The sequence below is a fragment of the Sphingobacterium sp. UBA1897 genome (genome assembly GCF_002337775.1).
Classification (GTDB): Bacteria; Bacteroidota; Bacteroidia; order Sphingobacteriales; family Sphingobacteriaceae; genus Sphingobacterium; species Sphingobacterium siyangense.
Map to the genome: position 1 here is coordinate 101,896 of NZ_DDGR01000023.1, position 12,739 is coordinate 114,634.

Annotated in this window: 6 protein-coding genes; all 6 read left to right on the top strand. The window is 42.4% G+C overall.

All coding sequences use genetic code 11. The annotated features are described in order from the left end of the window. Positions 1 to 67 precede the first annotated feature (67 nt). The 6 genes from B4N43_RS13825 (at position 68) to B4N43_RS13850 (ending at position 12,720) form a co-directional block, all read left to right on the top strand. Complete coding sequence (locus tag B4N43_RS13825; protein WP_286735342.1) at positions 68 to 3,364, top strand: TonB-dependent receptor; 3,297 nt, start codon at positions 68 to 70, stop codon at positions 3,362 to 3,364. A 358-nt stretch (positions 3,365 to 3,722) separates the two neighbouring features. Then, positions 3,723 to 4,862, top strand: a complete 1,140-nt coding sequence (locus B4N43_RS13830) for a glycoside hydrolase family 88/105 protein (protein ID WP_286735343.1) — start codon at positions 3,723 to 3,725, stop codon at positions 4,860 to 4,862. 6 nt (positions 4,863 to 4,868) lie between these two features. After that, positions 4,869 to 7,004 (top strand): TIM-barrel domain-containing protein, encoded by a 2,136-nt coding sequence (locus tag B4N43_RS13835; RefSeq protein WP_286735344.1) that lies wholly within the window; start codon positions 4,869 to 4,871, stop codon positions 7,002 to 7,004. Between the two features lie 204 nt (positions 7,005 to 7,208). Then, a complete protein-coding gene (locus tag B4N43_RS13840) occupies positions 7,209 to 10,307 on the top strand; it encodes a SusC/RagA family TonB-linked outer membrane protein (RefSeq protein ID WP_205400574.1) in 3,099 nt (1,032 codons plus the stop codon). 58 nt (positions 10,308 to 10,365) lie between these two features. Then, positions 10,366 to 11,928 carry a RagB/SusD family nutrient uptake outer membrane protein gene (locus B4N43_RS13845; protein WP_286735345.1) on the top strand — a complete coding sequence of 521 codons (1,563 nt, stop codon included), beginning with the start codon at positions 10,366 to 10,368 and terminating at the stop codon, positions 11,926 to 11,928. A 24-nt stretch (positions 11,929 to 11,952) separates the two neighbouring features. Continuing rightward, entirely contained in the window at positions 11,953 to 12,720 is a 768-nt protein-coding gene (locus B4N43_RS13850; RefSeq protein WP_286735346.1) for a hypothetical protein, read from the top strand. Positions 12,721 to 12,739 lie beyond the last annotated feature (19 nt).

Genomic DNA, 12,739 nt, shown 5'->3' on the forward strand with positions numbered 1-12,739 from the left:
ATTAAGTCCTTTGTAATTTGAAATCTCTTAGTAATTTTGCTTAACATTTTTTAACAAATCACATTATATGAAAAGATCTTTACTCTTTTTCGCTCTTGTTATGGCCAGCTATGGTGCTGTACAAGCTCAGGTTACAACAAGTAGCGTTACAGGTATTGTAAAAGAAGCAAACGGCAGTCTAACTTCGGGAGCAACAATTAAGGCTACACACGTGCCATCAGGAACTGTTTATTCTGGATCCTCGAATGCGGCTGGTCGTTTTAACCTACCATCGATGCGTGTTGGTGGACCTTATAAAGTTGAAGTAACTTATGTTGGGCAACAGCCGGTTGTATATGAAGATGTCTATTTGCAATTGGGTGAACCTTTCGTGCTGAACCCCGTATTTGGTGACAATAGTACTACTCTTGGAGAAGTTGTTGTAACTGGAGTAAATACTTTAAAAAGTGAAAGGAATGGGGCTTCTACTATCGTTGGACGTCGCCAGATCGAAAATTTGCCATCTATTTCACGTAGTGTAAATGATTTGACAAGGTTAACGCCTCAGGCAAATGGAACAGCTATTGGTGGTGGAAATTATCGAGCGAATAACTTTACTGTAGATGGAGCTAATTTCAATAATCAATTTGGTATTGGCCAAAATATTCCAGCAAATGGTTCTCCAATTTCTATTGACGCGATAGAGCAGATCTCAGTGAATGTAACTCCGTTTGATGTTCGTCAATCAGGTTTTACAGGGGCTGCTGTGAATGCTGTTACCCGTTCCGGGCGTAATGATTTCTTTGGTACTGCGTTCTATACAGGTAGGTCTGATAATCAACAAGGTACAAGGGTGAAAGACGTAACCATTCCTGTAAATCAGTTGTCAGTAAAACAATTTGGAGCTAGTTTAGGTGGACCAATCATAAAAAATAAGTTGTTTTTCTTCGTTAATTTTGAAAGAAGTGAAACAACAGAGCCGGGTACAAACAAAGTTGCTTCTACAGATGCTGCGCCGGCAGGATCTGCTAGTTACATTGTGAGACCATCCGAAACATTTTTGAATGGAGTTAAAGATTACTTGTTAAAGACATACGGATATGATCCAGGTGTATATCAAGGCTATGATAATGATATTAGTAACACCAAAATTTTTGGAAGATTAGATTGGAATATTGCTGATAAGCATAAGTTAAGTTTCAAATATAACCAAGTAAAAAGCCATGACGTTGGTGGATTGAGTTCTTCAACGACAAATTCAGGCGTATCATTCTCCAGTGCAAATAACAGACTTTCTAATAACGCATTATACTTTTCCAATTCAAATTACTTACAAAATTCCAATTTGTATTCAGGAACAATGGAGTATACGGGAAGTTTAGGCGCTAATCTTAATCACACTGCACGGATCTCCTATGTTAAACAAAACGAACCAAGGAGTTCGAATAGTGCATTGTTTCCATTAGTTGATATAAAAGACGGAGCGTCAGTTATCACTACATTTGGTTATGAACCATTTACCTATGGTAATTTAAGGGACGTAGCGACTGTTACTGCTAATTATGACTTGAACTATATTTTAAATAATCATAATTTCACTGGAGGTATTCAATTCGAAACAAGTACGACAAAGAATGGCTTCCAACGTTTTGGAACAGGATACTACGTGTTTGATTCTTGGGCGGACTTTACATCTGGAGCGAAACCAAGTAATTATGCTATCACTTATCCTTTAACGGCTGATGGTTCACAAGCGTATCCAAGTTTTAAATTTAATCAGTACTCATTGTATTTACAGGATGAATTTACTGTAAATGAAAAATTGAAATTGACAGGTGGTTTACGTTTTGAATTGCCGACCTTCCCTGGTGTAGCAGAAATTAAAACTCATCCATTAGTACAACAATTATCATTTGCAAATGGTGAACAAGTTAATACTGGTACTCTACCGAAATCAAGAGTGATGGTATCTCCTCGATTTGGTTTTAATTACGACGCCCTTGGAGATCGCTCGTTGATCGTTCGAGGTGGATCAGGTATATTTACAGGTAGAATTCCTTTTGTTTGGATAGTAGCCCAATCTGGGGATGCTGGAATGCTCCAATTCACAGATACATATAGCGGCAAGACTAATCCAAATATGCCTGATTTTAATCCTGATATTACTGCTAATATTCCTGCCACAAAACCTGAGGGTGGTACGAAAATTCCATCTAGTATATCTTATATGGATAAGAATCTGAAATTCCCTTCAACATGGAAATCAAGTGTGGCTATCGATTATAAATTGCCATATGGTGTTGTTGCAACTGTAGAAGGTATTTATAATAAAGATATTAATGCTGTTGTTGCAAAGAATATGAATTTGGTTGATCCTAAAGAGTTGGGTATTAGTGGATATGGTGATGATAGGGTGATTTATCCGAATGCTAATGTTGATAAATATATCAATAAATTAGATGCTAATGGGCAAGCTTCATCTACAGCGACAGGTAGTTTCTCTGCGATTAAGATGCTAAATGCAAAAGGTGGTCATTATTGGTCCGCATCCCTTCAATTGGCTAAAAGTTTCGATCAAGGTTTTGCGGCCTCAATTGCATATATTCGTAGTGGAGCTAAAAACTACGGAGATGGGTCTGGAGATCAGATTGCTAATTTATGGAGCCTTCCAATGCAAAGTTCTGGAAACCCTAACAATGCAAGTCTAAGTTATACATCCAATATTGTTCCTGATCGTATTGTGGCATCAGCAAGTTATACAAATAAGTGGATCAAGAATCTGAATACTTCCATGACATTATTCTATTCTGGTTCTTCTACAGGTCGTATATCTTATTACTATACAGCCGACTTTAATAGAGACGGTTGGAATGGAAATGATTTGATCTATGTACCAAAAGATGCATCCGAAATTACCTTTGTCGATATTCCAACTGGTTTATCAGACTACTCAGGTAAAGCCTATACAGCGAAAGAACAATCTGAAATCTTTTGGAATCTTGTTGATGGTGATAAATATCTAAGTAGCAGAAAAGGACAATTTGCAGAACGTAATGGTGGAGCTATGCCGTGGAGACATCAATTCGATTTCAGATTATCTCAGGAATTGTTCAACGGAATTGGCGGTAAGAAAAATTCTTTAGAGTTCTTTTGGGATATATTCAATGTTGGAAACTTATTGAATCCTTCATGGGGTGTTTATAAGTTTGCTAACAATGGCCTACTTAATCCGAGAAATGTTTCAAGTTTAGGCGACGGAACTACGAAACCTACATTCCAACTAGGTGCTGCAAATGGAGATATCATTCGCTCAACTACGCGTGTTAATGAATCGATCTCTTCAACTTATTATATGCAGTTCGGTGTTAAATTTAAATTTAACTAAGGAATAATATAGTAAAATTAATCTGTTACACCCCAAAAGCTTGATGAAAGCTTTTGGGGTGTTTTTTGTTATAAAAAAGCTGATAATGAAGTAGCGCTTTTCGCCCACTATCCACCGTTATGGATGAAGCACGGATAAAGCACTCCCTAAGTATAGATATAGCACTGTTGACGCAAACGTTGCGTAAGTCTATTGGCAAAAGAGAAAAGTACAATAAGAGTACTTATTCCGTACAACTAAACTGCCGAAACGAACCCTGTCAAATACCAATCTTTCCACCTAAACGAACAAAAACTATCCCCTTAAAACAGACTGGCTTGCTGATATTTGGGTTATAACTTAATTATAAACCCAACTGATGATGAAGCAGTTCTGTATGTCCATACTCCTGGGTATTGGCGTCTGCATGTCTCTTTGTGCATTTGCGCAAAGCACAGACCTGGTTAATTGGCCGGCGCTGGCTGACCCCAGATTAATAGGTGATCTCGTGGCCCAACGTTTTGTGGCAAGTCCGCATAACAGTTTTAAACCACCAGCTCCACCAACAAACATTACTTATCCCGAAGTCTGTGCCTGGTATGGAGCATTGAAGTATGCCGAAGTGAGCAATGATCAGAAATTGTTGACGCAATTGACACAACGCTTTATGCCCTTGTTTGATACGGAAAAGCACCTTGTTCCGCGACCTTGGCATGTGGACTTTTCCGTCTTTGGAACGGTTCCGCTGGAGATCTATTTGCAAACAAAAAAAAAGAAATTCTATACCATGGGAATGCGTTTTGCAAATGCACAATGGTCCATTCCGATTGACTCCCCTCAGGTTGTAAAAGATAGTTATCAGAAATTTCTCGATAAAGGACTTACCTGGCAGACCCGCTACTGGATTGACGATATGTATATGATTACCATGATCCAATCCAAAGCCTTTCAGGTAACGGGAGATCAGCACTATATTGATCGTGCCGCCCATGAAATGGTTGTCTACCTCGATACCATTCAAAAGGAAAATGGTCTTTTTTATCACGCACCGGATGCGCCTTTCTTCTGGGGCCGCGGGAATGGCTGGATGGCCGCGGGAATGAGCGAATTGCTGTCTTCATTAAAGAAAGACAACCCCAATAGACCCAAAATATTGGCTGCTTACCGCAAAATGATCACAAGTCTAAAGAAGTATCAGCGGCCGGACGGCCTCTGGGGGCAATTGATTGATAAACCTGAATCCTGGGTAGAAACTTCGGGTTCTGCCATGTTCACTTATGCCATTATTATGGGCATAAGAGAGGGATGGCTTGATGCGGAGGAGTATACGCCCATCGCACGCAAGGCATGGATTGCTTTGACGGGCTACATCAACAAAGACGGCGATATCAGCAACGTCTGTGAAGGTACCAACCGAAAAAATGATTATCAGTACTACCTAGATCGAAAACAGAAAACAGGGGATATGCACGGCCAGGCGCCCATACTTTGGTGTGTGTACGCTTTATTAAAAAAATAACCAGCTATGATGAGATTATGGACAATTTTGCTGCTTTTGTTGGCGATTGAAGCATCGGCACAACCTATTCGTTGGCAGGAACAATACCCTGGTGTATGGAAAGGAACATTTGGCAAACCCGATAATTATACGCTGCTGTCTGCAGCAGGGGCTACACCTCAAGCTGCGACCCTCGAACGGTTGCAGTCTGTCGATTTTCCTTTACCCAAGATGGAGGTGCATGCCGAACTGATCGATGGTAAAACATACCTGCGGTTCCCGCTGCAAAAAAACGAACAGATCTACGGACTGGGACTTAATTTTCAGACGGTACATCAGCGGGGCAAGATCCTTAATCTGCATGTCGACCATTATGGTGGCAAAGATAATGGGCGCACCCATGCACCTGTTCCGTTCTACGTCTCTTCCAGAGGATATGGTGTATTGGTCAACTCAGCACAATATTTAACGTATTATGTGGGAACAGGCGTACGGAAAGATGCTAAAGTTCCTGCAGAAGTAAAAGATCGCAATACCGATAAAAGTTGGAACTCCCGGCCTTACTCCGATGCGGTGGAAGTATATGTACCTACGGAAGGGGCCGAAGTTTATGTATTTGCAGGCATCAATCCGCTCGATGCCATAAAACGCTATAACCTCTTTTGTGGTGGTGGCGCCTTGCCACCGAAATGGGGGCTCGGTTTTACGCAACGTGTACAAAAGCTTTATACGGCAGATGAGGTGATCAAGGAGGTGGCGGAATTTGAGGAACATGGCTTCCCGCTTGATTTTATCGGTCTCGAACCCGGCTGGCAGTCCAAGGCTTACCCTTGCTCATTTGAATGGGATAAGGGACGTTTTCCAAATCCGGCAGCCTTGGTAAAGAAACTGGCCGATAAAGGTGTGCGCCTGAACCTATGGACAAACCCTTATATCTCGCCCGAGTCTCCTGTCAGTAAAGCGATTGAACCTTTTACCGGTTCGCATACGGTGTGGAATGGAACTGTTCCTGATCTGAATCATCCAGACGCAAAACGCATCCTTGCAGGCCAACTGAGCCGTTCGCAGATCGATATCGGCATCAGCGGATATAAGATTGACGAGGTCGATGGTTACGACTACTACCTTTGGCCGGACATGGCCAAATTTCCCTCAGGCATCAGTGGTATACAAATGCGGCAAACCTATGGTGTACTTGCACAAAAATTGACCGACAGTCTATACCGCCAGCACAACAAACGAACATTTGGGCTGGTGCGTGCATCCAACGCTGGAGCCAACAACATGCCCTACGTGATCTATAACGACTATTATAGCCATCAGGACTTCATCACTGCACTGGTCAATAGTGGGTTTTGCGGCGTACTGTGGACACCAGAGGTTAGGGGCTCCAAAACAGGCGAGGAATGGTTGCGCCGTTTCCAGACTGTTGTATTCTCACCAATGGCCATGATCAATGCTTGGTCGAGTGGAACAAAACCCTGGTCTTTTCCTGAAGTGGCCGAAAAAGTGAAGTACTATGCGCAGTTGCGGATGGAATTGATGCCTTATCTCTATTCTGAATTTGCAAAATACCATTTTGAAGGAACACCTCCCTTTCGGGCCATGGTGCTGGAAGAGGGATTTCAGGGACAAACAAACGCAAGCCTGAGCAATCAGGATCTGGAAACAAATCCTTATCTGGAAGCGGTAAACAAGGAGGTAAAAGATCAGTACATGTGTGGCGAATATCTGTTGGTGGCGCCTTTATTTACAGGCGAATCTACTAGAAAGGTGCTTTTGCCTAAGGGTAACTGGTACGATTTCTATTCGGGCCGTTATGTCGGTAATGGCGAGGAAATCGTTGCCAAACCCGAAGACGATCGGATACCCGTCTATGTAAAAGATGGTGGCATCATTCCAATGACGACAGCACGGCTTCATGCGCCTGCAGCAGGAGAAAAAGTGAACCTGATTATCCGACATTATGGGGAGAAGGAGGGGATGTATAACCTGTATGACGATGATGGTTTGAGTTTCGATTATGAGAAAGGAGCCTATTCTTGGCGTAGGATAGTCCTGAAAAGAAATGCGTCCGGGAAACTGGAAGGCGATATCTCGGCACCAGCCAAAAATAAACCGAATACGATAGGTGCAGTAAAGTTTGAATTTATGGGACAATGATATTGTTTTGAGCAATAAGCTATGTTTTAAGCCCCTAAAAACCATTTTTTACCGCTAAAAAGACCAAAAAATACACTGTTTAACCTCGCAGATTGACTGATATTTGAGGTAACTGATTATAAAAAATAACCAATTTATTAAATGCATGGCTGGGTTATCGATCATCTTCTCATGATAGACAATCGCCATAAAAACTGATTTATTATGATAAAAAGTATCACAAAAATGGGGTGCTTTGTACTCTTCCTATTTCTAACCTTGGGGAGTATAGGCTTACCGGTCTTTGCCCAACAAAACATTCGGCTTTCAGGAAAGGTGACCAACAAAAAAGGAGAGGCACTGCAGGGAGTCACTGTTCGTATCAAAGGGAAAAGTCAGGGGACAAGTACAGATGCCACGGGGAAGTATCAGCTTGATGTTGTATCATCCAGTACCGTTGTCTTTAGTCAAGTAGGCATGAAAGAGCAGGAGCGCGCTGTCGGTAGCCAGCGACAACTTGATGTCACGTTGGAAGATAGTGACAATGCGCTGGATGAAATTGTTGTTACGGGTTATGGTGGTGTTGCAAAGAAACGTGACCTTACGGGCGCTATATCTTCCGTCAACGCAAAGAAAATCGAAGAGCGTCAACCCATTAACCTTTTCGATGCCTTACAGGGGCAGGCTGCCGGAGTCCTTATTGTCAATGACGGTGGTGGGGCACCTGGGGCGACAGGATCTATTCAGGTGCGGGGTACTTCCACATTGAATGGGGGAAATGGTCCCTTATACCTGGTCGATGGAGTAATTAACCCCGATGGTGCGACCATAAATCCAACAGATATCGAGAATATCGAGGTCCTCAAAGATGCTGCTTCGGCATCTATTTATGGATCGCGTGCAGCCAATGGCGTTATCCTCATCACAACCAAGCGCGGATCAGAGGGAAGACCCATGGTTAATGTCAATTACAATCATCTTTTCGGCCGTCTAGCTCATTATATCCCTGTAAGTAATTCTGCCGAAGTAAGGGCTTTCCGATATATTCAAGGCCTCAATACCAATACGGATTCCATCAACCCAAGTTTCAATTCGGATAACGATTTACAAAGACTCTTGTTGGGAAATCTTGCTCAAAAGAAGGAAATTAAGATGAGCGTATCAGGTGGTCAGAAAAATCTCCGGTACTACAGCAGTTTGAATTACCTGGATGATAAATCGATCATCTTGAATAGTTACGCCAAGCGTTTACAGTCACGTATCAATGTTGAATATCAGTTTTCATCCAAATTGAGGTATTCCAACAATATTTCTTTTTCCTGGCAAAAAGGCAATACGATTCCAATCGGCAATACGATCCGCGTCGTCATGGACCGTCCGGCATATTCCTTGATTTACTATCCTGATGGCTCTTTAACAAGCTACATCGGTTCGAAGCGAAATCCTGTCGCCAACGCCTTGTTTGAAAAAAATATCGATGAAACCTATTCCGGGCAATTGAACAATCAGTTGGATTATCAAATTCGGGACGACCTGAAATTTACGACCTTGTTTAATGTGCGGTTGGACAATTTACAGAATACCCAATTCTCACCACGTTTTTTATCGGCAAACAAGGATCAGAATAGCGGAACAAACGAGTTTAATAAAACGTTCACTTGGGAGTTTCAATCTTATCTAAATTATAATAAGACTTTTGCACAGGACCATAATGTCACGGCCTTATTGGGGTTCAGTTCGGATCGCAGACGCTATGATCGTTTTCATTCTGAATATATGAATAGCGTCAATGAGGAAGTTCTGGTGACTTTTCCGGATTACCTTACGCCGTCAAAAACCTATACCACAGCAACGGCCAACGCTTCTGCCTCTGTTTTTAGCCGGATTGGCTACAATTACAAAGGACGTTATCTCGTTCAGGGATCCTACAGAAGGGATGGTTCATCGCGGTTCGGCGCAGCAAATAAATGGGGGAACTTTCTCTCAGCATCTGCTGCCTGGCGTTTTTCGGACGAGAATTTTATGAAATGGGCGAAGCCAGCATTGGTAGATGCTAAATTAAGATACAGCATTGGACAGCTTGGAAACGATAAGGTAGGCGATTATGAATCGTATACAAAAGTGGCCTTTGGCGGGTCTTATAATGGCGTCGGCGGAGCTGCATTGACAAGTACATTTGGAAATAATCGGATCAAATGGGAAACAACCACCCAAAACAATGTGGGCTTAGATCTGACTTTCTTAAATGGCCGATTAGGATTTACGGCAGACTACTATGTCAAGACCACCACCGATCTACTGTATCCACGGGAGCTTGCCAAGGAAACTGGTTATGCAAAGGTGAACGTCAACCTGGGAACAATTCGCAACCGCGGAATGGAGTTTGTAATTAGTGGGAAACCAATCGTAATACCTGATTTCAGCTGGGAAGTGAATGGTAATATTTCTTTTGAACGCGGTAAGATCGTGAAGCTGGCAGACGGCATTCCATTTTTCCCGGGCAATAAATGGTATGCGGAAGAAGGCGGCCGTATCGGAAATTTCTATGGCTGGCGCAATTTAGGGGTTTACGCCTGGGACGAGTCCAATGCCTACAATGATAATTGGGAGAAATTGACACTTGTACTTGACGATCAGGGCAAACCGATGTATCGTGATGGAAAAGCAGTCTATACCTTCAATGGTAGTGATTACCAGGGTACAGTACATCAGCTATATGCACCCGATGGTAAACTGAAAGGTGGAGATGCTGAATGGCTTAACAATAAGAAAGATAGTTTGATCAATGACGAAGACCGTATGATCCTCGGCAATGCGACACCAAATTTCTACTTTGGTTTTATGCAGACCTTTAGATACAAACGATTTACCCTAAATGTACTCTTTAATGGTTCTTTTGGTGGGGAAGTTTACAATGCGTTGCTGCAACGTCAAAATTATCCGACCAACACAGGAGCAGGCTCTCCGGATATGGTCTATAATGTATGGCGCAAACCCGGCGATGTGGCCAAATATCCAAATTATGTGGAGAGAAACAACCGTGGAAACCTAAAAACAAACCAGAATAGCCTTTATATCGAAGATGCAACATTTGTTCGTCTGTCAAGTGCACGGTTGGCCTATACCTTCGATCCGCAATTGATCAACAGATTAAAAATGAAAGGGCTTACAGCTTTTGTTTATGGAAGCAACCTGTTGACATGGACCAATTATAGGGGCTACGATCCCGAATTCAGTACAAACAATCCGCTGACACCGGGAGAGGATGATGGCCGTTATCCGAGGAGACGGGAGTTTGGATTTGGCGTAAATATCAATTTTTAGCATTTATCGATTAGGGTAAGTTCCGTCTGAAGGATGGAGCAGAAAAAATATTTTTGACATGAAAACAAAGATCTTAGCACTGTTACTGCTGTCAGCTACATTGGGGGGCTGTAACAAATTTTTGGAAGAGAAACCGCTGGCCGAAGTTGCGCTAGACCAGCATTATAAAAACTTATACGATGTGCAGGCTGCAATAGCCGGAATGTATAGCGCCTTTCAGCTTGAAATGGTTGGTAAGGGGAATTATCAGGACAACAAAGATAATTATCTCGAAAAGTACCTGTATTGGGGCGAGTATCGTGCCGATAATTTTGACCGGGCAATTAGTTACACCAAAGATTATGTGGACGAGATCGTATTAAATAGCCTTACGCCAACCAACCAGTTTTCAGACTGGAGCGGGCTCTATACTGCGATCGGGCGTATCAATAACAATATCAAGTATATTCCAAAGGCAGCGGAATTGGATAGCCGTATTACCCCGGAGATGCTTAAGGATTATCTCGCGCAGTGTTATGCGCTTCGAGCGATGTGTTATTTCTATCTCGTCCGTGTTTGGGGTGATGCTCCGATATGGCTTGAACCTTATGAGGATGTACAGCAGCCCGCTGCCAGCGCACGTGAACCGAAAGATAAGATATTGAACGAGGTCATTATTCCAGATCTGGAAAAAGCCTATTCTCTGGTCGATAAAGATGCGAAAAACGCCCTATGGACAATCGGAGGAGCAGGAATATGCGCGATCATGGCTGATGTATATATGTGGAAAAAGGACTATCAAAATGCAACAACATGGATCACACGCCTGTTTTTGACAAAGTCTCCTACAGGAGTGAGCTATGCCGGAACCAATGAAACCAATTTGCAGGATGGCGCAAGCTGGAAGACTATTTTTGTCAATCCAACTTCCAGTAAAGAAACGATTTGGAGTATCCATTGGGACTACTTAAAAAATGGCTGTGCCTGTATGCAAACGTCGTGGTCTCCCAATAATAAGCAGATCATAGTCGATGAAGGAGTGTGGGCAACCTGGTTTCAGCCACAAACGACAACCTCGCCAAGTCCAGATATTCGGCCTCAACAAACATTGGATGTCTATTTTGGATTGCCAAGCAACAAAAGAGATCGCTTTATCAAGTGGTATCCCACTGATGCCAACCCAACCAAAGCGGATCCATGGCCGGTGACAAATCAGACCCTACCGGTTTATTTGACCATGTACCGACTGAGTGACATGTATCTCTTATACGCTGAAGCGTTGAATGGCCTCGGTGACCGAACCAATGCCCTGAAATATTTAAACTTTGTCCGCAAGCGTGCACGCCTGCCACAGTATGATGCAAATGATGCATCTATTGCTACAAGCTACCAGTTGGAAACGGCGATTTTGGATGAACGTCGTCTGGAACTTTTTGGTGAAGGTAAAAGGTGGTTTGATCTGGTGCGCACCGGACGTGTGAAGGAAGTGATGGACCCAATCTTGAAACGTAGACAGGAAGAAGCGGGTAATTTAGATAAACCTGGATTTCTAGATCCAACAAACAGAGTGTATTGGCCTATTCACCGGAATGTTTTAAACTCCAATAAATCATTGGTTCAAAATCCCGGATATACAGATTAATAGAAGAATTTAAATCAGAGAGTCATGAAAAGAATGTTTAAGACCAAATGGACCTATAGCGTTATCATCGTAGCAAGTCTATTAATGACAAGTTGTTCACTTTTCGATTTGGAACTGCAAAAAGATTACGACTACGAACATAAAACTTTAGATCCCAATATCGGGATAAGTGCACGGAAATTTTTGGAGAACCGATCGTATGAGACGGTAGAAAACCCAACGGATACAGTTTTTAAATGGATGCGGAAGGGCTTAGAATATGCCGGAATTCCTTTGGAAGAATTTGAAAAAAACGATCGAACCTTTATTTTTTTACATAATGAAGCCATAAAGACCTGGGATACTAAAACGAAGAAGGTGACAGCAGGCCTGTTTTTTGACTTTCCAATTGTGACCGGAGTGGACGGAACAGGTAAACCGATTACGAGACCGGCAACAAAATGGGAAGAATACAATAAAGATGATGTCCGTAACTATTTCCTTTATCTCATGCTGCAAGGGAATTATAACTTCGATAAGCTGACTATTGAAAATACAAAGGCCAAAACAATGCTTCCATCCAATACGGTTGCCAGCAAAAGTTCTTTATTGGGATACATGAATGAAGGCAAAGGTTTTGATCAAGAAGGGCTGATGGTGTTACGTCTGGTTAATAACAGTGATTTGGCGCCGATTCAGATTAACAATAAAACAACCAATCGGTCCGGGGGGTATATTGTGACCAATGGCGTGGTTCATGTCTTTGGAAGCAAGGGCAATACAACAGTTTATCCTTTTTCGGGAGCACTTTAACGAAAGAACCTTTTAAACA

Bases quoted from the DNA above. Each gene is read 5' to 3' on its own strand.
- B4N43_RS13825 (WP_286735342.1), top strand. From the start codon at position 68: ATGAAAAGATCTTTACTCTTTTTCGCTCTTGTTATGGCCAGCTATGGT.
- B4N43_RS13830 (WP_286735343.1), top strand. From the start codon at position 3,723: ATGATGAAGCAGTTCTGTATGTCCATACTCCTGGGTATTGGCGTCTGC.
- B4N43_RS13835 (WP_286735344.1), top strand. From the start codon at position 4,869: ATGATGAGATTATGGACAATTTTGCTGCTTTTGTTGGCGATTGAAGCA.
- B4N43_RS13840 (WP_205400574.1), top strand. From the start codon at position 7,209: ATGATAAAAAGTATCACAAAAATGGGGTGCTTTGTACTCTTCCTATTT.
- B4N43_RS13845 (WP_286735345.1), top strand. From the start codon at position 10,366: ATGAAAACAAAGATCTTAGCACTGTTACTGCTGTCAGCTACATTGGGG.
- B4N43_RS13850 (WP_286735346.1), top strand. From the start codon at position 11,953: ATGAAAAGAATGTTTAAGACCAAATGGACCTATAGCGTTATCATCGTA.